This window comes from Amycolatopsis viridis (assembly GCF_011758765.1).
Classification (GTDB): domain Bacteria; phylum Actinomycetota; class Actinomycetes; order Mycobacteriales; family Pseudonocardiaceae; genus Amycolatopsis_E; species Amycolatopsis_E viridis.
On sequence record NZ_JAANOU010000001.1, the window covers coordinates 5,078,052 to 5,103,995 of the forward strand.

Annotated in this window: 22 protein-coding genes; 13 read left to right on the forward strand and 9 right to left on the reverse strand. The window is 71.5% G+C overall.

Features of this window, described 5'->3' with window-relative positions:
- Positions 1–11 precede the first annotated feature (11 nt).
- On the forward strand, positions 12–638 hold the full coding sequence (locus tag FHX46_RS25150) for a Maf family protein (RefSeq protein ID WP_167119760.1): 627 nt from the start codon (positions 12–14) through the stop codon (positions 636–638).
- A 100-nt stretch (positions 639–738) separates the two neighbouring features.
- A complete protein-coding gene (locus FHX46_RS25155) occupies positions 739–2,070 on the forward strand; it encodes a dicarboxylate/amino acid:cation symporter (protein ID WP_167119763.1) in 1,332 nt (443 codons plus the stop codon).
- Between the two features lie 24 nt (positions 2,071–2,094).
- On the opposite strand, the gene FHX46_RS25160 is transcribed toward FHX46_RS25155, so the two are convergent.
- Positions 2,095–2,751: a hypothetical protein gene (locus FHX46_RS25160; RefSeq protein WP_313886243.1), complete on the reverse strand. Its 657-nt coding sequence runs from the start codon at positions 2,749–2,751 to the stop codon at positions 2,095–2,097.
- 146 nt (positions 2,752–2,897) lie between these two features.
- Here FHX46_RS25160 and FHX46_RS25165 point away from each other — a divergent pair, with 146 nt between their 5' ends.
- The 4 genes from FHX46_RS25165 to FHX46_RS25180 all read left to right on the forward strand — a co-directional run bounded on the left by FHX46_RS25165 (position 2,898) and on the right by FHX46_RS25180 (position 6,784).
- Entirely contained in the window at positions 2,898–4,700 is a 1,803-nt protein-coding gene (locus FHX46_RS25165; protein WP_167119766.1) for an acetyl/propionyl/methylcrotonyl-CoA carboxylase subunit alpha, read from the forward strand.
- Positions 4,701–4,709: 9 nt separating this feature from the next.
- Positions 4,710–5,204, forward strand: a complete 495-nt coding sequence (locus tag FHX46_RS25170) for a DUF1707 SHOCT-like domain-containing protein (RefSeq protein ID WP_167119769.1) — start codon at positions 4,710–4,712, stop codon at positions 5,202–5,204.
- A complete protein-coding gene (locus tag FHX46_RS25175) occupies positions 5,201–5,563 on the forward strand; it encodes a DUF1707 SHOCT-like domain-containing protein (protein WP_167119772.1) in 363 nt (120 codons plus the stop codon). Before FHX46_RS25170 ends, FHX46_RS25175 begins: the two co-directional genes overlap by 4 nt.
- A 582-nt stretch (positions 5,564–6,145) precedes the next feature.
- The gene (locus tag FHX46_RS25180; RefSeq protein WP_208400277.1) at positions 6,146–6,784 is read left to right on the forward strand and encodes an AMP-binding protein; all 639 of its coding nucleotides are present in this window, start codon (positions 6,146–6,148) and stop codon (positions 6,782–6,784) included.
- Positions 6,785–6,830: 46 nt separating this feature from the next.
- Here the strand turns inward: FHX46_RS25180 and FHX46_RS25185 are convergent, their stop codons facing one another.
- Positions 6,831–8,543: a glycerol-3-phosphate dehydrogenase/oxidase gene (locus tag FHX46_RS25185; protein WP_167119775.1), complete on the reverse strand. Its 1,713-nt coding sequence runs from the start codon at positions 8,541–8,543 to the stop codon at positions 6,831–6,833.
- A gap of 146 nt (positions 8,544–8,689) precedes the next feature.
- Between FHX46_RS25185 and FHX46_RS25190 the strand changes: the two genes are divergently transcribed.
- A complete protein-coding gene (locus tag FHX46_RS25190; RefSeq protein WP_167119779.1) occupies positions 8,690–9,688 on the forward strand; it encodes an MIP/aquaporin family protein in 999 nt (332 codons plus the stop codon).
- Positions 9,689–9,722: 34 nt separating this feature from the next.
- Positions 9,723–11,228 (forward strand): glycerol kinase GlpK, encoded by a 1,506-nt coding sequence (gene glpK / locus FHX46_RS25195; RefSeq protein ID WP_167119782.1) that lies wholly within the window; start codon positions 9,723–9,725, stop codon positions 11,226–11,228.
- A 74-nt stretch (positions 11,229–11,302) separates the two neighbouring features.
- On the opposite strand, the gene FHX46_RS25200 is transcribed toward glpK, so the two are convergent.
- Positions 11,303–12,706: an NAD(P)H-quinone dehydrogenase gene (locus tag FHX46_RS25200; protein ID WP_167119786.1), complete on the reverse strand. Its 1,404-nt coding sequence runs from the start codon at positions 12,704–12,706 to the stop codon at positions 11,303–11,305.
- 100 nt (positions 12,707–12,806) lie between these two features.
- Here FHX46_RS25200 and FHX46_RS25205 point away from each other — a divergent pair, with 100 nt between their 5' ends.
- Together FHX46_RS25205 and FHX46_RS25210 are read left to right on the forward strand one after the other, a co-directional pair.
- Positions 12,807–13,259, forward strand: coding sequence for a gamma-glutamylcyclotransferase (locus tag FHX46_RS25205; protein ID WP_081617741.1), 453 nt, complete (start codon positions 12,807–12,809; stop codon positions 13,257–13,259).
- Positions 13,260–13,315: 56 nt separating this feature from the next.
- Entirely contained in the window at positions 13,316–13,618 is a 303-nt protein-coding gene (locus tag FHX46_RS25210; protein WP_167119789.1) for a hypothetical protein, read from the forward strand.
- On the opposite strand, the gene FHX46_RS25215 is transcribed toward FHX46_RS25210, so the two are convergent.
- The 6 genes from FHX46_RS25215 to FHX46_RS25240 all read right to left on the reverse strand — a co-directional run bounded on the left by FHX46_RS25215 (position 13,600) and on the right by FHX46_RS25240 (position 21,540).
- On the reverse strand, positions 13,600–14,553 hold the full coding sequence (locus FHX46_RS25215; protein ID WP_243871339.1) for a DUF559 domain-containing protein: 954 nt from the start codon (positions 14,551–14,553) through the stop codon (positions 13,600–13,602). The genes FHX46_RS25210 and FHX46_RS25215 overlap by 19 nt on opposite strands.
- A gap of 145 nt (positions 14,554–14,698) precedes the next feature.
- On the reverse strand, positions 14,699–15,994 hold the full coding sequence (locus FHX46_RS25220; protein WP_167119792.1) for a M20 family metallopeptidase: 1,296 nt from the start codon (positions 15,992–15,994) through the stop codon (positions 14,699–14,701).
- A 165-nt stretch (positions 15,995–16,159) separates the two neighbouring features.
- Positions 16,160–16,453 carry a hypothetical protein gene (locus FHX46_RS25225; protein ID WP_167119795.1) on the reverse strand — a complete coding sequence of 98 codons (294 nt, stop codon included), beginning with the start codon at positions 16,451–16,453 and terminating at the stop codon, positions 16,160–16,162.
- A gap of 50 nt (positions 16,454–16,503) precedes the next feature.
- Entirely contained in the window at positions 16,504–17,487 is a 984-nt protein-coding gene (meaB, locus tag FHX46_RS25230; RefSeq protein ID WP_167119798.1) for a methylmalonyl Co-A mutase-associated GTPase MeaB, read from the reverse strand.
- A 4-nt stretch (positions 17,488–17,491) separates the two neighbouring features.
- The gene (gene scpA, locus FHX46_RS25235) at positions 17,492–19,660 is read right to left on the reverse strand and encodes a methylmalonyl-CoA mutase (protein ID WP_167119801.1); all 2,169 of its coding nucleotides are present in this window, start codon (positions 19,658–19,660) and stop codon (positions 17,492–17,494) included.
- Entirely contained in the window at positions 19,660–21,540 is a 1,881-nt protein-coding gene (locus FHX46_RS25240) for a methylmalonyl-CoA mutase family protein (RefSeq protein WP_167119804.1), read from the reverse strand. Before FHX46_RS25240 ends, scpA begins: the two co-directional genes overlap by 1 nt.
- A 121-nt stretch (positions 21,541–21,661) precedes the next feature.
- Between FHX46_RS25240 and FHX46_RS25245 the strand changes: the two genes are divergently transcribed.
- From FHX46_RS25245 to FHX46_RS25255, 3 genes are all read left to right on the forward strand, one after another.
- Positions 21,662–23,389, forward strand: coding sequence for a serine/threonine-protein kinase (locus FHX46_RS25245; protein WP_167121666.1), 1,728 nt, complete (start codon positions 21,662–21,664; stop codon positions 23,387–23,389).
- Between the two features lie 70 nt (positions 23,390–23,459).
- On the forward strand, positions 23,460–24,251 hold the full coding sequence (locus FHX46_RS25250; protein WP_208400278.1) for a purine-nucleoside phosphorylase: 792 nt from the start codon (positions 23,460–23,462) through the stop codon (positions 24,249–24,251).
- Positions 24,248–25,888 (forward strand): phospho-sugar mutase, encoded by a 1,641-nt coding sequence (locus FHX46_RS25255; RefSeq protein WP_167119808.1) that lies wholly within the window; start codon positions 24,248–24,250, stop codon positions 25,886–25,888. The genes FHX46_RS25250 and FHX46_RS25255 overlap by 4 nt, the downstream gene beginning before the upstream one ends.
- Positions 25,889–25,944: the final 56 nt, after the last annotated feature.

The following is a 25,944-nucleotide window of genomic DNA, read 5'->3' on the forward strand; positions in this document are numbered from 1 at the left end:
CCCTCGCGCTCGTGCGATTCGTTCTGGCTTCCCAGTCCCCCGCCCGGCTGGCGGTGCTGCGCGCCGCCGGCATCGAGCCGAGTGTCGTGGTCTCCGGCGTCGACGAGGACGCGGTGGCCGCGGCGCTGACCGACCCGTCCCGCGAGGAGCTCGTCACCGCGCTGGCGCTGGCGAAGGCCGGGGCCGTGCTGGCCGAGGTCGCCCGCACGCACGCGAACGCGGTGGTCGTGGGCTGCGACTCGATGCTGTCGTTCCAGGGGGAGATGCTCGGCAAGCCGGGCGACGCCGGTACCGCGCGGAAGCGGTGGGCGCAGATGGCCGGTGGCTCCGGCGACCTGCTGACCGGGCACGCGGTGCTGCTGGTCGAGGACGGGCGGAAGGTCCGGCAGGCGACTGGCACGCAGTCGACGCGGGTGCGGTTCGCCAGCCCGTCGCAGGCCGAGATCGACGCCTACGTCGCGACCGGTGAGCCGCTGCAGGTCGCCGGCGCGTTCACCCTCGACGGGCTGGGTGGCTGGTTCGTCGAGGGCATCGAGGGCGACCCGTCCAGCGTGATCGGCATCAGCCTGCCGCTGACCCGGCGGCTGCTGGCGGAGGTCGGGGTGAGCGTCGCCGACCTCTGGTCTCCCACATCGTGAGAAGTCGCCCACACGAACGGGTCATGGGGAAGAGTCCGGTGACGGCGCGTGTTGACCACACGCGGCACAACCAGTGACTTTCACGCCCCGGAGCGAACCAGTGTCCCTGTTACGGTCCTACACCAAACCCAAGGTCTTCGGCCTGATCGTGGTCGTCGCGCTCGTCGTGGGCGCCCTGCTGGGCGTCCTCGCCAAGCAGACCGGCCAGGACTGGCTCGTCACGACGCTGAAGACGATCGGGACGATCTTCACGAACCTGCTGCAGGTCACCGTCCTGCCGCTGGTCTTCACCGCCATCGTGCTGGGCATCGTGAGCCTGCGCGGTCTCGGCGGCGCCCGCACCGCGGCGCGGCTGGGCGGCAAGACCGTGCTGTGGTTCGCCACGACCTCGCTGATCGCGGTGCTCATCGGCATCGCCGTCGGCAAGATCGTCAACCCGGGCAGCGGGGTCTCGCTGAAGCCCAAGCCGGAGACGGTGCAGAAACTCGCCTCCCGCGACCACGGCTCGTGGCTGGACCTGATCAAGAACCTGGTGCCCAGCAACCTGTTCGAATCCTTCGCCGACGGCGAGATCCTGCAGGTCGTGCTCGTGTCGCTGGCGGTTGGCCTGGCCGTCTACACCCTGGGCGACCGCGCCGAACCGTTCGTGAACCTCAACCGCGCGGTGTTCGACATCGTGCAGAAGGTGCTGAGCTGGATCATCCGGCTCGCGCCGCTGGGTGTGCTCGGCCTGATCGGCAACGCGTTCGCCACCTACGGCGACCAGTTCGTGCGGCCGCTGCTGTCGCTGATCATCGCCGTCTACGTGGGCACCCTGCTCGTGCTGTTCGTCGTCTACCCGCTGCTGCTGCGGTTCGTCGGCAAGGTCAGCCCGGCACTGTTCTTCCGCAAGGCGTGGACCGCGCTGCAATTCGCGTTCGTGTCCCGCTCCTCCGGTGCGACACTGCCGCTGAGCCGCCAGACCGCGGTCAACCTGGGCGTGGATCCGGGCTACGCGAGCTTCGCGGTGCCGCTCGGCACGACGACCAAGATGGACGGGTGCGCCGCGGTGTACCCGGCGGTGGCCACGATCTTCATCGCGAACCTGTTCGGCATCCCGCTGTCCTTCGGCGACTACGTGCTGATCGTCGTGGTCGCGGTGTTCGGCGCGATCGCCACGGCCGGGGTGACCGGCTGGTTCACCATGCTCACGCTGACGCTGAGCACGCTGAACCTGCCGCCCGAGGTGATCGCCACCGGCATCGCCGTGATCTACGGCATCGACCCGATCCTGGACATGATGCGCACCGCCACCAACGTGGCCGGCCAGATCGCCATCCCGACCTGGATCGCCCGCACCGAGGGCCTGCTCGACGACGAGGTGCTGCACTCCAACACCTCGGCGCCGCTGCTCGGCGCTCCCGTCACCGAGCCCTCGCCCGCCCGGGCCTGAGGCCCGGCCGGTGGGCGTGCCGGGTCAGGAACACGCCCGCAGATCACCCGGCGCGAGCTGCACCTCGGGCCAGCCAGGCAACTGGCTGACCGAGGTGTAGCGCTGGGTGCACCCCAGTGCGCTGCCGTCCAGCGCGAACACCCGCGCCAGCACCGGCGCGGTCTGCACGACCACGACCTCCGGCGCGTCGTCGCCGCCGACGTCCGTCAGGCGCACCAGGCCCGCGCTCGAGTAGTACGGCTTGGCCACCGGCCGCCAGGTGCCGGCCCGCTCGACCACCAGCTCGGCGATCGTCGCGTTCTCCTGCCGCGCCTGCACCAGGCATGCGGACACCGCGGCCGTGACGCAGGTCAGCGAGTTCGCGTCCAGCCGCCCGCCCAGCTGGGTGACCGCCACCTCGAGCACGCTCGCGCCCGCCTGGAACCGCACGTTGCCACCGCCGGGGCCGGCCAGCAGCTCCACCTGCTCACCGTGCACGCTCGCCTGCGACACCACCTGGCACGGCCCGTCACCGCAATCCGCGCCCGCGATCACCGCGGTGCTCGCGGCGGCCGCGGCAGGCGGCGCAGCGGCGGTGCCGTCCGCCCGCAGCAATCGCACGGTCACCAGGGCGGACAAGGCCACCACGGCGGTCAGGACCGCGGTCACGACGACCGACCGAGGCGTGCTCCCCCTGCCCACGTGCCCACCCCTTTCCCCTTCAGGGTAAGCGTGAGCCGGGTCTCACCGCAGCCGGACTACGCCGCCGTAAACTCCGGGAAAGGCCCGCGGAAGCGCCGCGCGACGCTCCGGGGGGATTGCGTGAAGGACCAGATGGAGGTATTGGCGTGCCCGAGCAGGCCAGCGCGACCCAGGGCGGACCGGTGACGAAGATCCTCGTCGCCAACCGGGGCGAAATCGCGGTCCGCGTCATCAGAGCGGCCAAGGACGCCGGGCTCGCGAGTGTCGCGGTCTACGCCGATCCCGACCGGGATGCGCCGCACGTCCAGCTCGCGGACGAGGCGTTCGCCCTCGGCGGCACCACAGCCGCCGAGAGCTACCTGGTCATCGACAAGCTCATCGACGTCGCGAAGCGGTCCGGCGCCGACTCCGTCCACCCCGGCTACGGCTTCCTCTCCGAGAACGCCGACTTCGCGCAGGCGGTCATCGACGCGGGCCTGACCTGGATCGGGCCGAGCCCGCAGGCCATCCGCGACCTCGGTGACAAGGTCACGGCGCGGCACATCGCGCTCAAGGCCGGTGCCCCTCTGGTCCCGGGCACCAAGGACCCCGTGGCGAACGCGGACGAAATCGTCGCCTTCGCCGAGGAGCACGGCCTGCCGGTCGCCATCAAGGCCGCCTTCGGCGGTGGCGGCCGCGGCCTGAAGGTCGCGCGCACCAAGGAGGAGATCCCGGAGCTGTTCGAGTCGGCCACCCGTGAGGCGGTCGCCGCGTTCGGCCGGGGCGAGTGCTTCGTCGAGCGCTACCTGGACAAGCCGCGGCACGTCGAGGCCCAGGTGCTGGCCGACCTGCACGGCAACGTGGTGGTCGTCGGCACCCGTGACTGCTCGCTCCAGCGCCGTCACCAGAAGCTCGTCGAGGAGGCGCCCGCGCCGTTCCTGAACGACGAGCAGCGCCGCACCATCCACGAGTCGGCCAAGGCGATCTGCCGCGAGGCCGGCTACTCCGGCGCCGGCACCGTCGAATACCTGGTCGGCGTGGACGGCACCATCTCGTTCCTGGAGGTCAACACCCGTCTGCAGGTCGAGCACCCGGTGTCGGAGGAGACCGCGGGCGTCGACCTGGTGCGCGAGATGTTCCGCATCGCCCAGGGCGAGAAGCTGCGGTTCACCGAGGACCCCACCCCGCGCGGCCACTCGATCGAGTTCCGCATCAACGGTGAGGACGCCGGCCGCAACTTCCTGCCGGCGCCGGGCACCGTCACCAAACTGGTCTTCCCCGAGGGCCCGGGTGTGCGGGTCGACTCCGGCGTGGTCACCGGCAGCGTCATCGGCGGCCAGTTCGACTCGATGCTCGCCAAGGTCATCGTCACCGGCACCGACCGGCAGAACGCGCTGGAGCGCAGCCGCCGCGCGCTGGACGAGATGGTCGTCGAGGGCATGGCGACGGTTCTGCCGTTCCACCGCGTCGTCGTGCGCGACCCGGCGTTCGTCGGCGACGAGGACGGGTTCTCCGTGCACACCCGGTGGATCGAAACCGAGTTCGACAACCAGATCGAGCCGTTCACCGCGGCGGCGGAGGCCGAGGACGAGGCCGAGCCGCGGCAGACGGTGGTCGTCGAGGTCGGCGGCCGCCGGCTGGAGGTCTCGCTGCCGGGCGACCTCGCGCTCAGCGGTGGCGGTGGCGGCAAGGGCAACGGCGGCGCCAAGGGCAAGCCGCGCAAGCGGGGCGGCGGCACGAAGTCGGCGGTCAGCGGCGACGCCGTGACGGCGCCGATGCAGGGCACCATCGTCAAGATCGCGGTCGAGGACGGCCAGCAGGTCGAGGCGGGCGAACTGCTCGTCGTGCTCGAGGCGATGAAGATGGAAAACCCGGTCACTGCCCACAAGTCGGGCACGGTCACCGGACTTTCCGTCGAGGTGGGCACCGCCGTGACGCAAGGCGCTTCCCTGCTCGAAATCAAGGACTAACCTGGCGGTGTGACCGAGGTTCCCTCACCCGATCTGCGCATCGGGGACCACGACCGGGAGTCCGCGCTGAAGGCGCTCGGCGAGCACCTGAGCGCCGGGCGTCTCGACCTCGACGAGTACGGCGACCGTTCGGCGAAGGTCACCGCCGCCCGCACGCGGCGGGACCTCGCCGGGCTGTTCGCCGACCTGCCCGAACCGCACCCGGTGTTCGAAACCCCGGTGCAGTCGGCGGCGGCTCCCGTCGCTCCCGTCGTGACGAAGCCGGACCAGCCAGTGCAGTGGTCCGACCGGCCGCTGCCGCAGCGGGTGGCGGCCGCCGCCGTGCCGTTCCTGTGGGTGGCGGCGGTCGTGTTGTTCTTCGTCGTCGGCGGCTGGTGGTGGTTCGCCCTGCCGTTCGTGTTCACCGCCGCCGGCAGCGCGTTCTGGGGCAAGGACTGGGAACGGGACCGGCAGGCCGCCTACGACCGGCGCAGCTACCGCCGGGACCGGTGGGACCGGCGATGACGGACCGGCCGGATCTGCGGCTGTCCGACGCCGAACGGACGGAGGCGATGGACGCCCTGTCCGAGCACGTCCGCACCGGCCGGCTGGACATCGACGAGTTCGGCATCCGGTCGGCGAAGGTGGCGGCCGCCCGGACCCGGGCGGACCTGGTGCCGCTGTTCACCGACCTGCCCGCGCCGCGGCCGCGTGTGCTCGACGTCGAGCCGGTCCCGGCTCCCCCGCCCGCGCGCAAGCTCGGGATGGGTCTTCTCCCGCTGCTGATCGTCGCGGCCGTGGCGTTGTTCGTGCTGACACGGGGGATGTGGCTGGTCTTCCTGATCCCGGTGGTCGCCGGAGCGGCCCTGACCTGGCGCCGCTAAGACCCCGGCACCCGCGAAGCAGCAAACACAGCGCCACAAGCAGCAAACACAGCGCCGCGCCGTGTTCGCCACCCCCGGCAGCGTGTTGGCCACTCGCGGCGCCGTGTTCGCCACTCCCGGCGCCGTGTTCACCACACCGGGCGCCGCGTTCGCCGCTCCCGGCGCCGTGTTCACCACACCGGGCGCCGCGTTCGCCACTCGCGGCGGCGTGTTCGCCACTCCGGGCGCCGTGTTGGCCGCTCCCGGCGGCGTGTTCGCCACCCCCGGCGGCGTGTTCGCCACCCCCGGCGGCGTGTTCGCCACCCCGGCGGCGTGTTCGCCACCCCGGGCGCCGTGTTGGCCACTCCCGGCAGGGTGTTGGCCGTTTCGGGCGGCGTGTTCGCCGCTCCAGGCGGTGGGTTGGCGCTCACGGGACAAGGCCGGCGCCCGGGAGCCGCGGCCAGGCCCTCAGGCTGGTGGCGCGCCGCCAATAGGCGGGTGTGGCCCAGTCCTCTTGTGCTGGCCGACACAAATCCTCGCGCACCTCGGTGACCTTGTGGTGATCTGGATTGAGATTCCGATTCAGCGCTGAACGGGGGGACCGTGGGCGAGTCCAGCGTCTTTCTGACCCGCATCCTCGACGTGCTGTTAGATGGCGGCGACCAGGTCGCTTTTGCCCATCGTAGCCGGTCGACGACGTATCGGGAGACCTTCGACACATTGCGGCGGCTGCATGCGACCCTGAAATCGGAGGGGATCGCGCCCGGGCAGCTCGTCGCCATTACCGGAGAAAATGCGCCGGAAACAATTCTTCTGCAGTTCGCTTCCCAGTTGCTCGGCGCTCGGGTGGTGCATGTGGACGGTGCGCGCACCGATCTGGTGGAGCTGCTCGAAGTGGACCACGTGCTGACGACGGATCCGCAGGGCCCGCCGGTGACCTCGCGCGTCGCCCGCGGCCCGCGCCGGAACGAGGACGCCCCGTTGCCGCGCGCGATCGAGACGATGTTCTCCGGTGACGGCACGAACCTGGTCTGCTACCGGGACGTGTACGAGGACATGGCCCGCTCGACGCAGCCCCACCCCGACGGCCCGCAGCGGGTGCTGCTGATAGCGCCCCTGTCTCACCCGATCGGCAACCGCCTGGCGTGCAAGGCGCTGCTGGCCGGTGACACCGTGGTGCTGCACGAACGCACCGCGGGCACCGGCAGCTTCGCGGCGGCCAACCTCGTCGGCGAAGCCTGAGCGAGCGGGTGGTGGCGCCCGGTCGGCACCACCACCCGCCAGCCGGTCAGCCCACCGGAGCCGTCAGCCGTGCCCGCGCCTCGGGCGCGCTGGAGCGCCGCTCGTCGGCCGCCTCGTCGCTGGGCTGGGACTGCGAATCCCGCTCCGCCGCCACCCGTGCGGTGTACACCTCGACCTCGTGCCGGATCGTGTCCTCGGACCAGCCCAGCGTGTCCGCCACCATGCGCGCCACCGCCTCGGCGCAGTCCACGCCGCGGTGCGGGTACTCGATGGAGATGCGCGTGCGCCGGGCGAGGATGTCCTCCAGGTGCAGCGCGCCCTCGTGGCTGGCGGCATACACGGCCTCGACCCCGAGGTAGTCCGGCGCGTGCTCGATCGGGCGCAGCAGCTCGGGCCGGTCGTCGCCCAGCGCCAGCACCTCGTGCACCAGCGAGCCGTACCGGTCGAGCAGGTGCCGGACGCGGTACGGGTGCAGGCCGTGCTGGGTGGCCAGGTGGTCGGCCTGGTTGACCAGCGCGTGGTAGCCGTCGGCGCCGAGCAGCGGCACCTTGTCGGTGATGGAGGGTTGCAGCCGTCCCGGCAGGTCGGGCGCGGCCGCGTCCACCGCATCGGCCGCCATCACCCGGTAGGTGGTGTACTTGCCGCCCGCGATCGCGACCAGGCCCGGCGCCACCCGCGCCACCGCGTGCTCCCGTGACAGCTTCGAGGTTTCCTCGCTCTCCCCGGCCAGCAACGGGCGCAGCCCGGCGTAGACGCCCTCGATGTCGTCGTGCGTGAGCGGTGTCGCGAGGACCTCGTTGACGTGCTCGAGGATGTAGTCGATGTCGTTCTTCGTGGCCGCCGGGTGCGCGAGGTCGAGGTTCCAGTCGGTGTCGGTGGTACCCACGATCCAGTGGTTGCGCCAGGGGATCACGAACAGCACGGACTTCTCGGTCCGCAGGATCAGCCCGGACTCGGACACGATGCGGTCGCGCGGCACCACGATGTGCACACCCTTGCTGGCGCGCACCCGGAACCGGCCGCGGCTGCCGGACAGCCGCTGCAGCTCGTCGGTCCACACCCCGGTGCAGTTGATGACCGCGTTGGCGTGGACCTCGGTCTCGCGCCCGTCCTCGACGTCACGCACCCGCACCCCGGAGATCCGGTCGGCCTCCCGCAGGAATCCGACGACCTGCGTGCTCGTCCGCACCACGGCGCCGTAGTGGGCGGCGGTGCGGGCGACGGTCATGGTGTGCCGGGCGTCGTCGGCCTGCGAGTCGTAGTAGCGGATTCCCCCGATCAGGGCGTCCCGTTTGAGTGCGGGAACGAGGCGGAGCGCACCCGCCCGGGTGAGGTGCTTCTGCCCCGGGACCGACCGCGCGCCGCCCATCGTGTCGTAGAGGAACAGGCCGGCCGCGGTGTACGGGCGCTCCCACACGCGGTGCCGCAGCGGGTACAGGAAGCTGACCGGCTTCACCAGGTGGGGCGCGATGCGGGTGAGCATCAGCTCGCGTTCGCGCAGGGCTTCGCGGACCAGACCGAACTCCAGCTGTTCGAGGTACCGCAGCCCGCCGTGGAACAGCTTGCTGGACCGGCTCGACGTGCCGGACGCCAGGTCACGGGCCTCCACCAGGGCGACCCGCAGGCCGCGGGTGGCCGCGTCGAGGGCGGTTCCGGCGCCGACCACGCCCCCGCCGATCACCACGAGGTCGAACGTCTCCGCACCGAGCCGCCGCCAGGTCTCCTCCCTCGCCTCCGGCCCCAGCTTCGCCTCAGTCACTCCGGCTCCTCCCTCACGACGTCCGTCCACGCCTCCAGCATGACACGTTTGCGCACGTCTTCCCTCCGCAAGCGCTTGTCCGGTCCGCGTAACCGGCGCACCATGTGACCTTCGAGGCAATGTCGTCTCGCACAGGGAGGTGTGTCATGGCCGACCGCACGTCTCGTCCTTGGACGAGACTCCGGCAGACCACGGCGGGTGAACTGCTCGCCGAGTTCCTCGGTACCGCGATCCTCATCATCCTGGGCTGCGGCTCCGTCGCCGTGGCGGTGGCGGGCCTGCCCGGCTCGGGCCGCCAGACCGGCGACTTCGGACCCGCCAACTGGCTCATCATCGCCTGGGGCTGGGGCCTCGCGGTGACGCTCGCCGTCTACGTGGCCGGCGGGGTCAGCGGTGCCCACATCAACCCGGCGGTGACCCTGGCCTTCGCGATCCGCCGCAAGTTCCCGTGGGCGAAGGTGCTGCCGTACTGGGTCGCGCAGGTCGTCGGCGCGTTCGCCGGTGCCGCCGTCGTGCTGGGCGTTTACCACAACGCGATCGACGCGTTCCTCGCCGCGCAGAACCCGCCGACGGACCGTCCGGGGTCGCTGGCGACGTTCTCGATCTTCGCGACCTTCCCGGCGAAGTACTTCGGCAACGGCGTGTGGGGGCCGCTGGTGGACCAGATCGTGGGCACGGCGATCCTCGTCGCCATCCTCGCCGCGATCATCGACTCGCGGAACCAGGCGCCCGCGGCGAACCTGGCGCCGTTCGTCGTGGGTCTCATCGTGGTGGCGATCGGTCTGACCTACGGCACGAACGCCGGGTACGCGATCAACCCGGCTCGTGACCTCGGGCCGCGGCTGCTGGCCCTGGCCGGCGGATGGGGGTCCAAGGCGTTTCCGGGGAACGGGGACTGGTTCAGCGGGTACTGGTGGATACCGATAGTCGGTCCGCTCGTCGGCGGTGTGGTCGGCGTGCTGATCTACGACTTCTTCATCGGCACCGTGCTGGCGGTCCGGCCGGCACCGGGAGCCGAGCCGACGCCGGAACCGGGGCGGGTCCCCGGGTCGGCGGACGGGGCCGGCGACGGCACCAGGGCCGAGGGGGAGGCGCTGTCCGACGCGGACCGTGCGCGGTCCGCCCAGGCGCAAAGATCCGAATAGCACCCACCGCAGGCAACCCACTCGGAGGAAACCCATGCCCTCATACGTCGCCGCAATCGACCAGGGCACCACGTCCACCCGGGCGATGATCTTCGACCACTCGGGGCGGGTGGTCGCCGTCGACCAGCGCGAGCACGAACAGATCTTCCCGCAGGCCGGGTGGGTCGAGCACAACGCCGAGGAGATCTGGGAGAACACGCGCGCGGTCACCGCGGGCGCGCTCGCGAAAGCCGACCTGCAGGCGAGTGACATCGCCGCCGTCGGTGTCACGAACCAGCGCGAAACGACGCTGGTGTGGGACCGGAAGACGGGCAAGCCGGTCTACAACGCCATCGTCTGGCAGGACACCCGCACCGACCGGATCGTCGACGAGCTGGGCGAGCTCGGCGGCGGCCAGGAGCGGTACCGCCCGAAGACCGGTCTGCCGCTGGCGACGTACTTCTCGGGTCCGAAGGTCAAGTGGATCCTGGACAACGTCGAGGGCGCGCGGGAGCGGGCGGAAGCCGGCGACCTGGTGTTCGGCAACATGGACACCTGGGTGGTGTGGAACATGACCGGCGGTCCGGAGGGCGGGGTGCACATCACCGACCCGACGAACGCCTCGCGCACCCTGCTGATGGACCTGGACACGTTGAGCTGGGACGCCGACAACGCCGCCGACATGGGCATCCCGATGTCGATGCTGCCGGAGATCCGCTCGTCGTCCGAGGAGTACGGCAAGGTCCGGCCGCGCGGTGTGCTGTCCGGTGTGCCGATCGCCGGGATCCTCGGCGACCAGCAGGCGGCGACCTTCGGGCAGGCGTGCCTGTCCCCCGGCGAGGCGAAGAACACCTACGGCACCGGCAACTTCGTGCTGCTGAACACCGGCACGGACAAGGTGATGTCGGAGAACGGCCTCCTCACCACGGTCTGCTACAAGATCGGGTCGAACGACACGGTCTACGCACTGGAGGGTGCCATCGCGGTCACCGGTTCGCTGGTGCAGTGGTTGCGCGACAACCTCGGCATGATCAGCAACGCGGCCGAAATCGAGGAGCTGGCCCGCTCGGTCGAGGACAACGGCGGGGCGTATTTCGTGCCGGCGTTCTCCGGACTGTTCGCACCGTACTGGCGGTCGGACGCGCGGGGCGTGATCGCCGGGCTGACGCGGTACGTGAACAAGGGACACATCGCCCGCGCGGTGCTGGAGGCCACGGCGTTCCAGACGCGCGAGGTGATCGAGGCCATGAACGCCGATTCGGGCGTGCCGTTGAAGTCGCTGAAGGTCGACGGCGGGATGGTCGTGAACGAGCTGCTGATGCAGTTCCAGGCGGACATCCTGGACGTGCCGGTGATCCGCCCGGTCGTGGCCGAGACGACGGCGCTCGGCGCCGCGTACGCGGCCGGCCTGGCGACCGGGTTCTGGGCGAGTGAGGACGACATCCGCAACAACTGGGCCCAGGACAAGGAATGGACGCCCTCGATGGACGCCCAGCACCGCGAGACGCAGTACCACAACTGGAAGAAGGCGGTGACGAAGACCTTCGACTGGGTGGAGTGATCGAGCGGCGTGTTTCCCTTGATGCGCAAGGGAAACACGCCGTCCACACCAGACCGGCCGGGGACGGCGGGACGTCAGTCCAGGTCGTCGTGACGCATGAGCTGCCGGGCGGCCTCGGTGATCGAGCCGGACAGCGACGGGTACACCGCGAACGTGAGCGCCAGGTGGTCCACCGTCAGCTGGTTCTGCACCGCCAGCGCGATCGGCAGGATCAGCTCGCTCGCGGTCGGCGCGACGACCACGCCGCCGACGATCACCCCGGTCGCCGGGCGGCAGAACAGCTTCACGAACCCGCGCCGCAGACCCTCCATCTTGGCCCGCGCGTTCGTGGCGAGCGGCAGCATGATCGTGCGGGCCGGCACCTCACCCGAGTCGATCGCGCTCTGGCTGATGCCCACGGTCGCGATCTCCGGGTGGGTGAACACGTTCGCGGCGACCGTCTTGAGCTTGATCGGCGCGACCCCCTCGCCGAGCGCGTGCCACATCGCGATGCGGCCCTGCATGCTCGCCACCGACGCGAGCATCAGCACGCCCGTGCAGTCACCCGCCGCGTAGATCCCCGGAACGGTCGTGCGGGACACGCGGTCGACCGTGATGAAACCGCCGGGCCCCGGCTCGATACCGACCTTCTCCAGGCCGATGTCCTGGGTGTTGGGCACCGACCCGACGGTCATCAGCGCGTGGCTGGCCTCGATCACCCGGCCGTCCTGCAGGTGGACCTCGACACCCTTCTCGGTCCGCTCGACGCGCTCGGCGCGCGCGTGCTTGACCACGGTGTTACCGCGCTGGGCGAACACCTCCTCGAGCACGGCGGCGGCGTCGGCGTCCTCGTGCGGCAGGACGCGGTCGCGGCTGGAGACGAGCGTGACCTTGACGCCCATCTCGGTGTACGCGGAGGCGAACTCGGCGCCGGTGACCCCGGACCCGACCACCACCAGGTGCTCGGGCAGCTCCGGCAGGTCGTACAGCTGGCGCCAGTCGAGGATGCGCTCGCCGTCGGGCACCGCCCCGGGCAGCACCCGCGGAGTGGCGCCGGTGGCGATGAGGACGACGTCGGCATCGAGCACGTCGACGTCACCGGTGTCCTTGGTGACGCGGACCTTGTGGGTGGCCAGGCCCGGCTCGTCGTCGTCGAAGCGGCCGGCACCGGTGAGGATCTTCACACCTTCGCGTTGCACGCGGGCGCGGATGTCGGCGGACTGGGCGAGCGCCAGGCCCTTGACCCGGCCGTGCACGGTCCGCAGATCGACGGCGGTGTCGGCCATGTCGGTGATGATCCCCAGCTCACCGAGGCCGTGCATGTTCGCGCGGGCACCGGAGGACGCGATGAACGTCTTCGACGGGACGCAGTCGTAGAGCACGCAGGCGCCGCCGAGGCCGTCCTTCTCGACGATCGTGACGTCGGCGCCGTGCTGCGCGGCCACCAGCGCCGCCTCGTAACCCGCCGGTCCGCCGCCCATGATCACGATCCTGGTCACGTGGCTCTCCTCCTCCTTACGCGCACCTCGCCCACAACCTTAGGCGGCGACACCCGGAGTGCGTCCGGTTGGGTGAGAGACGGGCAGCTAGGCTGTGCGCGTGCCGTTGTATGCCGCCTACGGGTCCAACATGGATCCGAATCAGATGATGGAGCGAGCGCCGCATTCGCCCATGGCCGGCACCGGCTGGCTGGAGGGCTGGCGGCTGACCTTCGGGGGCGAGGACCTCGGCTGGGAAGGCGCTCTCGCGACCATCGTCGAAGACCCGGGCTCGCGGGTTTTCGTGGTGCTGTACGACGTGACGCCGCTCGACGAGGCGCTGCTCGACCGCTGGGAGGGCGGCGAGCTCGGCATGCACAACAAGATCCGGCTGCGGGTCCAGACCATGGACGGCTCCGCGCTCGCCTGGCTGTACGTCCTGGACGCCTACGAGGGCGGCCTGCCGTCCGCGCGGTACCTGGGCGTACTTGCCGACGCCGCTGAAGCGGCCGGCGCCCCCACCGACTACGTGGACGACCTCCGCACCCGCCCCTGCCGCGGCATCACATCCTGACCCCCACCCCGGTCGTGTTGGCCGCTCCCGGCACCGTGTTCACCGTTCCGGGCAGCGTGTTGGCCGCTCTGGGCGCCGTGTCGGCCGCTCCGGGCGCCGTGTTCACCACCCCCGGCGCCGTGTTCGCCGCTCCCGGCGCCGTGTCGGCCGCTCCGGGCGCGGTGTTCCCCACACCGGGCGCCGTGTTGGCCACTCCGGGCAGCGTGTTGGCCGCTCCCGGCACCGTGTTCACCACACCGGGCGCCGCGTTCGCCGCTCCCGGCGCCGCGTTCGCCGCTCCCGGCACCGTGTCGGCCGCTCCGGGCAGCATGTTCACCGCTCCGGGCGCCGTGTTCGCCGTTCACGGCTCGACCTGGTAGCCGCGGCCGCGGAACGCCTCACGCAACTCGGTCAGGAACCGGGCTGGATCAGCGAGGTCACCCTTCCGGACGCGGATGATGCACCAGCCCCTGCTGCTCAGCCGGGCGTCTCGTGCGGCGTCCTGGGTTTCCCGGCCCTCGTGCGCTTCGTATCCGTCGTACTCCACCCCGATCCGCAACTCGGGCCAGGCCAGGTCCAACCGGTAGAGCAACTCACCCTGAAGAGTGATGATTGGGTGCTGCGTCACCGGGATGGGAAATCCGGCGTCGATGATGATCAGCCGCAGCCGGCTCTCCTGGGGTGACTCGGCTCCCGTCGTTCCCAATGCGAGCAGTGCCTCGGCGTTCCGGATCCCCCGCCGGTCGTCGCGCTCCATCAGTCGCCGGTCGACCTCCTTCCGGAAGTCCGCGACCTCGTGCGGCGGCTGCTCGTTCAATGCCTGGTCGAGGCACGCGAGCGCCTTCCACCTTTCCTCGACGCAGAGGAGGTCCGCGAGGACCAGCTCGAGCGCGAACACCGGCAAGCCGTGCAGCTCGACGACATCGCCTCTGTCGAAGCGGTCGTGGTGCACCACCAAGCCCGCCTTCGACCGCACCCACACGGAATAGGGCACGGTCACGTGCGTGTGGTTGGACTGCGCCGCGGTGCATCCGTGCAGCCACGCGGCCGTGTGGCGCGAGAGCACCGCCTCGGGGCCGGCGGCCAGCACGGCCGCGGCCGCGCGGGTCAGGGGGTCCAGTACGCGTCGCCCATCGATGATCACGCCGCGCCACAGGTGGATGAGCACCTTGTCCCGCACCGCTCCGCGGAGGGTGCGCTCGCCGAGAGCGGCGATCAGGTCGCTACGGCGCGCCGCGCCGTGCTCCGTGTCAGGTATCCCGAACATGGAGACAGGCTGCACCCGTTCAACGACGTGTAGTGACCGTCCGTGCAATCTGTGGACAACTCAACGACATGTGGATAACTCCGGGCAGCGCGTCCGCGACCGGCGCGGCCAACACGGCGCGCTGGGCGGCCAACACGCTGCCCGGGGGGGCGAACACGGCGTCCGGAGGGGCAAACACGGCGCCGGGAACGGGTTAGGCCAGGGCGGCCAGTGCGGTGTGGACCAGGACCCGGACGCCGACGTGCAGGGCGCGTTCGTCCAGTTCGAAGGTGGGGCGGTGCAGGTCGCGCTGTTCGCCTTCGCCGGACCACACGCCCAGCCGGCAGAAGGCGCCGGGCACGTGCTCCAGGTACCACGCGAAGTCCTCGCCGCCGGACGACTGTTCGGTGCCGGTCACCGCGCGGTCGCCGAGCGCGGCCCCGATCCCGGCGCGCAGCAGCGCGGTGCTGTCCGCGTCGCCGACGACCGGCGGCACGCCGCGGCGGTAGTCCAGCTCGAACCCGACCCCGGTGGGCGCCAGCAGCGACTGCACCGACGAGGCGACGAGCGGCTCCAGCTGCTTCCACACCTCGTGCTCGGCCGTCCGAAGGGTGCCGCGCAGCACGCCCTCCTCCGGGACGGCGTTGGCGGCCTGCCCGGCGTGCACCGCGCCCCACACCAGCACGGTGCCGGACCGCGGGTCGACGCGCCGGGACAGCAGCGACGGCAGCGAGGTGATCACCACGCCGAGCGCGTGGACCAGGTCGGCGGTCAGGTGCGGCCGGGAGGTGTGGCCGCCGGGCGAGGTCAGCCGCAGCTCGATGAGGTCGGCGGCCGAGGTCAGCGCGCCGTTGCGGGTGCCGATCTTGCCGACCTCGACGCGCGGGTCGCAGTGCAGCCCGAAGATCCGGTCGACGCCGTCGAGCCCACCGGCGTCGATCACGTCGAGCGCGCCGCCGGGCATGACCTCCTCGGCGGGCTGGAAGATCAGCCGGACTCGGCCGGGCAGTTCGGGCGCCGACGCGAGGGCGTTCGCAACGCCGAGCAGGATCGCGGTGTGCGCGTCGTGCCCGCACGCGTGCGCAGCGCCCTCCACGGTAGACGAGTACGGCAGGCCGGTCGCCTCGGTGAGCGGCAGCGCGTCGATGTCGGCGCGGAGGGCGACGCAGCGGTCACCGGTGCCGATGTCGCACACCACGCCGGTGCCGCCCGGCAGGACCTGCGGGGACAGCCCGGCCGAGCGCAGGATGCCGACGATCAGCTCCGTGGTCGCGAACTCGTGGCGCGCCAGCTCGGGATTGGCGTGGATGTGGCGACGCCACGCGACGAGGTCGGTTCCGCCGCGTTCGAGCCATTCGTCCAGCCAGAAGGGGCCGCGCCCCGCACCGAGATCGGTCACGGGAGCCATGCTGACGCCGTCGGACGTGATCAGCGCGTCCGGCGCCTCGAACGAGGTAGGGCGACCGCCGTGATCACCGGGAACCTCCGGGCGGGAGTCCAGCACGGTCACGCCGCACCTCCATGCACACCGAGAACTACGTAACCCATTTGACGCAATCCTGCACCATGCCTGGAGCGATCTTCGAACCAGATCTCACTCTGCGCGACGGCCGGTAGTGGATCTGCGTTGAACGGCACTACGAAATACGGCGTAACCGAACACCGGCCGAACGGCTCAGCCGGCGGCCTTCCGCTTCTTCTTCCGGACGCTGCGTCCCCAGAGGACGATCAACGCGAGCACCGCGGCGAGCACGCCGACGATGATCTTGTTCTTCGTCTTCTGCTGGTTGGCCTTGCTGGTCTGCTCCGGGTCGATCCGCGGCCCCGGATCGGTCGCCTGTTGCGGCACCACCGCCGCGGCAGCGACGTGCGTGGTGACCGGTGCGGCCAGCGCGGGCGCGGCGGGCGCGGCGAGCACCACGAGCGTCGACAGCATCAGACCCGCCAGCAGCGCACGCACCTTGACCATGGAGCCCAGTGTGCCTGGTCGGTTACCGGTCAACAAGCAGACTCACGGACTCACGAGGTGAAGGCGTCCAGGATCTTCTGCGCACCCAGGGTCGCGGTGAGCCGTCCTTCCCGGACGTCCTCTTCGACCTGCGGGACCAGGGCGCGCACGCCGGGGTGTTCGGCGAGCCGCGCCTGGAGCTGTTCACGGACCATCGCCCAGGTCCAGTCGACCTGCTGCTGCTTGCGCTTGCGGTCCAGTTCCCCCGATCCGGACAGCGCTTCCCGGTGGCGCTCGATCTGCTGCCACACGACGTCGAGTCCGATGTCGTTGAGCCCGCTGCAGGTCAGCACCGGTGGTGTCCACGCGGCGTCCGGTCCGTAGATCATCCGCAGGGCACCGGCGAGCTCCCGCGCGGCACGTTTGGCGTCGCGTTCGTGGTCACCGTCGGCCTTGTTCACCGCGATCACGTCGGCCAGCTCCAGTACGCCCTTCTTGATGCCCTGCAGCTGGTCGCCGGTGCGCGCCAGGGTGAGGAACAGGAAGCAGTCGACCATGTTGGCGACGGTCACCTCGGACTGCCCGACGCCGACGGTCTCGACCAGCACCACGTCGTACCCGGCGGCCTCCATCAGCACGATCGTCTCGCGGGTCGCGCGCGCGACGCCGCCGAGCGTGCCGGAGGTCGGGGACGGCCGGATGAACGCGGCCGGGTCGTTCGCCAGTCTCGCCATCCGGGTCTTGTCGCCGAGGATGCTGCCGCCGGTTCGCGTCGACGACGGGTCCACCGCCAGCACCGCGACCCGGTGACCGGCCTCGGTCAGGTCGGTGCCGAGCTGGTCGATGAAGGTCGACTTGCCGACCCCGGGCACGCCGGTGATCCCGACCCGCCGCGCGCCACCGGCGTGCGGGAGCAGCTCGACCAGCAGCTCCTGGGCTTGTTGCCGGTGGTCCGGCCGGTGGGACTCGACCAGTGTGATCGCCCGGGACAACGTGCCGCGGTCACCCGCGAGCACGCCCTTGGCGTAGGCACCGACGTCGATCTTGCGCGGCAACGGCTCAGGTCTCCCGCTGCTCGAGCTGGTCGAGCAGGTCCAGCGCGGCGTCCGCGATGACCGTGCCCGGCCCGAAGATCGCCGACGCGCCGGCCGCGCGCAGCTCGTCGTAGTCCTGCGGCGGGATGACCCCGCCGCACACGATCATGATGTCTTCGCGGCCGAGCTGGGCCAGCTCCGCACGCAGCGCCGGCACCAGCGACAGGTGCCCGGCGGCCAGCGACGACACCCCGACGACGTGCACGTCCGCCTCGATCGCCTGGCGGGCGACCTCGGCCGGTGTGGAGAACAGCGGGCCGACGTCGACATCGAAGCCGAGGTCGGCGAACGCGGTGGCGATCACCTTCTGGCCGCGGTCGTGCCCGTCCTGGCCCATCTTGGCGACGAGGATGCGCGGACGGCGCCCCTCGGCCTCGGCGAACGCCTCGACCCGCGCGCGTGCCTTGTCCACGTTCTCGGATTTCCCGACCTCGTCGCGGTACACGCCGGAGATCGTACGAATCTGCCCGGAGTGGCGGCCCCACACCTTCTCCAGCGCGTCGGAGATCTCCCCGACGGTCGCCTTCGCGCGGGCGGCGTCCACGGCCAGCTCCAGCAGGTTGCCCTCGCCCCCGGCCGCGGCGGTGAGCCGTCGCAGCGCGTCCTGCGTGGCGTTCTCGTCGCGTTCCTCGCGCAGCCTCCTGAGCTTTTCCAGCTGCTGGGCGCGCACCCCGGCGTTGTCGACCTTGAGCACCTCGATCTGCTGGTCGTCGACCACCCGGTACTTGTTGACGCCGATCACCGGCTGGCGGCCGGAGTCGATCCGCGCCTGGGTGCGGGCCGCGGCCTCCTCGATGCGCATCTTCGGGATGCCGGCGTCGATCGCGCGGGCCATGCCGCCCGCCGACTCGACCTCGCTGATGTGGCCCCACGCCTTGCGCGCGAGGTCGTAGGTCAGCCGCTCGACGAACGCGCTGCCGCCCCACGGGTCGATCACGCGGGTGGTGCCGGACTCCTGCTGCAGCAGCAGCTGGGTGTTGCGGGCGATGCGCGCGGAGAAGTCGGTGGGCAGGGCCAGCGCCTCGTCGAGGGCGTTGGTGTGCAGCGACTGCGTGTGCCCCTGGGTCGCGGCCATCGCCTCCACGCAGGTGCGGATGACGTTGTTGAACACGTCCTGCGCGGTCAGCGACCAGCCGCTCGTCTGGCTGTGGGTGCGCAGCGAGAGCGATTTCTCGGATTTCGGCGAGAACTGCTTCACCAGCTTGGCCCACAGCAGCCGGGCCGCCCGCATCTTGGCGACCTCCATGAAGAAGTTCATGCCGATCGCCCAGAAGAAGGACAGGCGCGGCGCGAACTTGTCGACCTCGAGGCCGGCGTCCAGCCCGGCCCGGATGTATTCGACGCCGTCGGCCAGCGTGTAGGCCAGCTCCAGGTCGGCGGTCGCCCCGGCCTCCTGCATGTGGTAGCCGGAGATGGAGATCGAGTTGAACCGCGGCATCCGCTGCGAGGTGTAGCCGAAGATGTCGGAGATGATCCGCATTGACGGCTGCGGCGGGTAGATGTAGGTGTTGCGGACCATGAACTCCTTGAGGATGTCGTTCTGGATGGTCCCGGCCAGCTGCTCGGGCCGCACACCCTGCTCCTCGGCCGCCACGATGTAGAGCGCCATGACGGGCAGCACCGCGCCGTTCATGGTCATCGACACGCTCATCTTGTCCAGCGGGATGCCGTCGAAGAGCTGGCGCATGTCGTAGATCGAGTCGATCGCGACCCCCGCCATGCCCACGTCACCCGCCACCCGCGGGTGGTCGGAGTCGTAGCCGCGGTGGGTGGCCAGGTCGAAAGCCACCGACAGGCCCTTCTGACCGGCGGCGAGGTTGCGGCGGTAGAAGGCGTTGGACTCGGCGGCCGTGGAGAACCCGGCGTACTGCCGGATCGTCCACGGCTGGTTCACGTACATCGTCGGGTACGGGCCGCGCAGGAACGGCGCGACTCCCGGGTAGGTGTGCAGGAAGTCCAGGTCGGCGGTGTCCTCGGCGGTGTAGAGCGGCTTGATGCCGATGCCCTCGGGGGTCTCCCAGGTGAGGGCGTCCGGCCCCTTGCCGGTGCTCGAGTGCAGCGCCTCGGCCCAGTCGGTCTGGCTGCCCGGGTCCGGGATGCCGAGCTCGACGTCTGCGAAGTCCGGGATGGCCATCACTTCACTCCCAGCGTGTCGAGGAGGCCGGTCAGGGCGGCGAGTGCGTCGCAGCCCGCGTGGACGTACGTGTCGACGCCCGGGTACTCCGGCTTGCCGGCGAGGATCACCCGGCGGGCGCCGGCTTCGGTGAGCCGCTTCGCGGTGTCCGTGGCGTGTTCGGCGTAGAGCTTGTCGGTGCCGCACAGGCACGCGACTTTCGCACCGCTGTCGCGGAACGCGGCAACCAGCTTCTCGGTGTCCGCCACCGCGCCGGGGTTGACCGGCTCGATGCCGCCGGCCTGCAGGAGGTTCGCGGCGAAGGTGGCGCGGGCGGTGTGCGCGGCGACCGGTCCGAGTGTGGCGAGGAAGACCTTCGGCCGCTCCCCGGTTTCCGCGAGGTGGGCGTCGGAGCGGTCGCGCAGCGCCTCGTACGCCTGCGCGTACCGCACGCGCGGCAGGCCGCCGTCGTCCACCACGGACGGCGCCGGCGTGCGCTCGACGGGCTTCTCGTACAGGTCCGGGAACTCGCTGACGCCGGTGATCGGGTCCTTGCGGGTCGCCAAGTGCTGCTGCCGCTTTTCCCACGTCTGCGCCAGCCGCGCCGCCAGTGCGCCCGAGTCCAGCACCGCCTCGATGCCGCCCTCGCGCTCGATCCCGGTGAACTCGCGCCACGCCGCGTTGGCGAGCGCGTCGGTCAGGTTCTCGACGTACCAGGAGCCGCCCGCCGGGTCGATCACGCCGGAGAGCTTGGACTCCTCCAGCAGGATCGACTGGGTGTTGCGGGCGATCCGGCGGGAGAACGCGTCGGGCAGGCCGATCGCGAAGTCGAACGGCAGCACGGTCACCGCGTCCGCGCCACCGACCCCCGCCGCGAAGCAGGCGACCGTGGTGCGCAGCATGTTCACCCACGGGTCGCGACGGGTGAACATCGCGGGCGAGGTGACGGCGTGCTGCCGCATGCCGCGCCCGGCACCGGCCCCGGCCACCTCGCAGACCCGTGCCCAGAGGCGGCGGGCGGCCCGCAGCTTGGCGACCGTGAGGAACTGGTCCGCGGTCGCGGCGAACCGGAACTCCAGCTGGTCGGCGGCCGCGTCGACGCTCAGCCCGGCATCGGTGAGGGCGCGCAGGTACGCGACCCCGGCTGCGATCGCGGCGCCGAGCTCCTGGGTGTCGGATCCGCCCGCCTCGTGGTACGGCAGCGCGTTGACCACGAGTGTGCGCAGCTTCGGGTGCTTGCCGGCCAGGCGCGCGGCCAGCGCGGCGGCCGGCGCGATGTCGTGCGGGCGGCCGGTGCGGGCGCGCAGCGCGATCGGGTCCGCGCCGATCGTGCCGGTGACCTCGCTGTCCGGGACGTTCTTGTCGGCGAACAAGCTCAGGAGGGCGTCCGCGGCGGCCTCGTAGTCCGCGCCGGGATCCAGGACGATCGGCGCGAGGTCCAGGTAGACCTCGTTGAGCGCGTCGGCGAGCGCGTCCGGTGGCAGAGCGTCACCACCGACGCGCAGCCACACCGAGGTAGCGCCGTTCTCCAGGTCCGCGAGGATGGCCTTGTTGGCCTCGGCCGGGTCCGCGCCGCCGTGCAGCACCCGCACGTCCCAGCCGGTGCCGACGTGGCCCTCCGGCCGCGCGCCCCGCACGTGCGGGGGCAGCCCGGGGAAGCCGGCAGGCGGCGCCATGTCGTCCGCGGTGTAGAGCGGCTGGATCTCGATGCCGTCGTAGGTCTTGCTGGTCAGGAGGCTTTCCGGGGTGCCGTCGAAGTCCTCGGGCAGCACACCGCTCTTCGTCAGCACCCCCGCGACGAGGCGTTGCCAGTCGGCCCGCCGCGGAGCCGTGAACTCGGCGGCGAGGGCGAGCTCGTCCGGCGAATCCGGGGTGGGCGCCGTTGTCCCAGCCTGAGTCATAGCTCTGATGGTAGGGCGCGGGCAAGGGGCACGATTGTGACTCTGCTCGCGGCCGGGCAGTAGCCGCGATCACGCAGCGCGCATCCGCAAGAATGATGACGTGGCGAGCGAGGAGACCAGAGTGGTGGCCGGGCGGTACCGGTTGCGCTCCGTTCTGGGTTCCGGCTCGATGGGCACCGTCTGGTCGGCCTACGACGAGTTCCTGCACCGGCCGGTCGCGGTGAAGGAGATCCTGCTGCCGCCCGGGGTCACCGCGGGCCAGGCCGATGAGCTGCGGGAGCGGACGCTGCGCGAGGCGCGCGCCATCGCCGTGTTGTCCCACCCGAACGTGATCACCCTGCACGACGTCGCCCGTCAGGACGGCGAGCCGTTCGTGGTGATGGAGCTGCTGCCCTCGCACAGCCTGGCGGAGCTGATCCGCGACCACGGTCCGCTGTCGGTCGAGCAGGCCGCCGCGGTCGGCGACGCGGTCGCCGCCGCACTGGGCGCCGCGCACAACGCCGGGATCACGCACCGTGACGTCAAGCCGGGCAACGTGCTGGTGGCGGAGGACGGGCGGATCAAGCTCACCGACTTCGGCATCGCCCGCAACGTCTCGGACGCCTCGATGACCCGCACCGGCATGACGCTGGGTTCGCCGGCCTACATCGCCCCGGAGGTGGCTTCCGGACGGGCGGTGACACCGGCCGCGGACCTGTGGGGGCTGGGCGCGACGCTGTTCTGCGCCGTGGAGGGCCACCCGCCCTACGACGCGGACGGAGATCCGCTGGAGACGATCGGGAGGGTCGTCAAGGGCGACGTGCCACGGCCCTCGCCCGGCCCGCTGGCGCCGTTGATCAGCGCGTTGATGGCGAAGGAGCCGCGGGACCGGATGCCGCTCGCGCAGGTGCGGCGGGAGTTGTACCCGATCCTGGAGAAGGCGCCGCGGGTGCTGTTCGGGCCGGAGATGTTCGCCGCGGCCAGTGGTCAGCGCGAGGCGGCGACCGACACGCGGGAGATCTCGGCGAGCCGGCTGGCCGAGGGCCTGGCGGAGGGCGAGCTGGCGGCCGACCCCGGTCCGCTGCCGTTCGCCGGGCCCTCCGGCACCGGTGAGCTGGCGCCGGACCCGGGTCCGTTGCCGTTCGGCGCGGCACCATCGGGTGGCACGCTGACCGCGGACCCCGCTCCCGCCCGGCCGGTGGCCGCCTCCGGGCCGGGTGGCCGCAGCGTGCGGGCGACCGTGGTGCTGGTCGCGGTGTCGATCGTGGTGTTCCTGACCGCCGCGTTCGGTGGGTTCGTGGCGGCGCGGGTGATCGGGGCGCAGCCGGTGGTGCCGCCGTCGAAGGAGCAGACGGTCGAGCCCTCGGCCCCGCAGCCGACGGTGTTCGAGCGGCGGACGGGTGAGGCGTCGAACGTGAAGGGCGCCCCGGGCGGGGCGTTCACCGTGGACGTGCCGGTCGACTGGACGCGGTTCACGAGTTCGCAGGCCGGGGACGACCTGCCGCCGTCCACCCTGGTGCAGTTCGTGTCGGCGGACGGATCGCAGATGCTCGCGGTGAACCACTTCCCGAAGTACTTCCCGGCGAACAGCGTCACCGACTACGTCAGCGCCCTCGGGCGGAGCCGGTCCAACGCCGGGTTCACGCTGGTGTACGAGGCGAAGCTGGCCGAGCAGGACGGCGTGACGATGATGTACCGGACGATCGACCGTTCCACGACGGGATCCGTGAGCCGCACGACCTACGCGAACGTGATCCGGCAGGGCACCAGCCTGTGGGTGGTCGGCGTGACGGTGCCGACGGACCAGGAGGAGACGGCGAAGGTCGCACTGTACGACCGCATCGTGCCGACCTTCCAGGTGACCGGCTGACGGCCGGATCGGCGGCGGCCGATCGCCGGGTCTTGCCCGGGCGATGCGCGCCGCTGGGAAGATGGTCGCCATGACGGAACAGGACGTGGCAGCCGCTGCTGCCGCCACCATCGCCGAGCGCACCGGGCTCGCCAGGCACGACATCGCGGTGGTCCTCGGGTCGGGGTGGCGTCCCGCCGCGGACGTGATCGGCGAGCCGGAGGCGGAGATCCCGCTGGGTGAGCTGCCCGGGTTCGAGACCCCGACCGCGGTCGGGCACGGGGGGACCGTGCGGTCGGTGGACGTGGACGGCAAGCGCGCTCTGGTGCTGCTCGGCCGCACGCACCTGTACGAGGGCAAGGGGGTGGGCCGCGTGGTGCAGAACGTGCGCACCGCGGCCGCGACGGGCGTGAAGTCCGTGCTGCTCACCAACGCCGCCGGCGGGTTGCGCGAGGAGTACCGCGTCGGCCAGCCCGTGCTGATCTGCGACCACCTCAACATGACCGCGACATCCCCGATCACCGGCGCGAACTTCGTCGACCTGGTCGACCTGTACTCGCACCGCCTGCGCGACCTCGCCCGCGAGATCGATCCGGGGCTGACCGAGGGTGTGTACGCGGGCCTGCCCGGACCGCACTTCGAAACCCCCGCCGAGATCCGCATGCTGCGCACCCTGGGCGCGGACCTGGTCGGCATGTCGACCGTCCTGGAGGCGATCGCCGCGCGGGCTGCCGGTGTCGAGGTGTTCGGGCTGTCCCTGGTCACCAACCTGGCGGCGGGTATGACCGGGGAACCGTTGAGCCACCAGGAGGTCCTGGCGGCCGGACGGGCGTCGGCCGAGAAGATGGGCACCCTGCTGCGCGAGCTCGTGGCCCGGGCATGACTCGTCTGCCACCCGAGCTCCGGGACCGCGCGATCCGCTGGATCGCCGATGACGTCGATCCCGCCGCCCGGCACGAGCTGCAAACCGTGCTGGCAGCCGCGATGAGTGGTTCCGCCGACGCGGTGGCCGACCTGGCCGACCGGATGGCGGGGCCGCTCGAATTCGGCACCGCCGGGCTGCGTGGCCCGGTCCGGGCGGGACCGAACGGCATGAACACGGCTGTCGTCGTGCGCACCACGGCCGGCGTGGCGAGCTGGCTGGCCGCGCACGGCAAGGCGGGGCAGGTCGTGGTCGTCGGCCGGGACGCCCGGCACGGCTCCGCGGAGTTCGCCGCCGCGACGGCCGAGGTGCTGCACGCGGCCGGGTTCGACGTGCGGGTGCTGCCCCGGCCGCTGCCGACACCGGTGCTGGCCTTCGCGGCCAAGCACCTTGGGACGGCCGCCGCCGTTCAGATCACCGCGTCGCACAACCCCCCGTTGGACAACGGCTACAAGCTCTACGACGACAGCGCCATCCAGATCGTCCCGCCGGCCGACGCAGAGATCGAGGCCGCCATCGCCGGGGCCCCGGGCGCGGTGAGCGTGCCGCGTCAGGCCGGTGCGACCGTGCTCGGTGAGGAGGTGCTGGACGCCTACCTGGACCGCGTCGCCCAGGTGCCGCGGTCCACGGCGCGAGGTCTGCGGGTCGCCGCGACGGCGCTGCACGGGGTGGGGGCCGAGGTGCTGCGGGCGGCCCTGTCCCGGGCCGGGTTCACCGATGTGCACCTGGTCGCGGAGCAGTCCGATCCGGATCCGGACTTCCCGACGGTGTCGTTCCCCAATCCGGAGGAGCCGGGTGCGACTGACCTGCTGCTCGCGCTGGCCGCCGAAGTCGGCGCCGACCTCGCCATCGCGCTCGACCCCGACGCGGACCGGTGCGCGGTGGGCGTGCCGGACGCCGGCGGGCGGTGGCGGATGCTCCGCGGCGACGAGACCGGAGTGCTGCTGGGCGAGTACGTCCTGTCCACGACGACCAACCCGGATCCGCTGGTGGCAACGACGATCGTGTCCGCCGCCATGCTGGGGGACATCGCCCGGGCCCACGGCGCCCGGTACGCGGAGACCCTGACCGGGTTCAAGTGGCTGACCCGGTCCGGCGACGGCCTGGTGTTCGCCTACGAGGAGGCACTGGGGCTGTGCGTGAACCCCGATTTCGTGCGGGACAAGGACGGCATCGCCGCCGCCACCCTGGCGTGTGACCTCGCGGCGAAGCTGAAGGCGGAGGGCCGCTCGCTGCTGGACGAGCTGGATCGGCTGGCGGTCGCGCACGGGGTGTACGTGACCGATCAGGTGTCGTTGCGGGTGACCGATCTCGCGGTGCGCGGGCAGGTGATGACCCGGTTGCGCAAGGCGCCGCCCGACGAGCTGGCCGGCGTGCCGGTCGGAGTGGAAGACCTCCTGCCGGAGACGGACGCGTTGCGCATCGCCGGCGGTGGGCTGCGGGTGGTGATCCGCCCGTCGGGGACCGAGCCGAAGTTGAAGTGTTATCTGCAGGTGGCGCGTCCCGTCGGGGACGCAGCCGCGCTGGCCGAAGTGCGAGTGGATGCGACGGGGACGATGACCGCGTTGCGCCGCGACGTCGAGGCTCTGCTGGCTTGATCACGTGCCGCCCGCGTTGCGGCGCGGCCGGCACCGCGGACAGCTCGAGGCCCCGG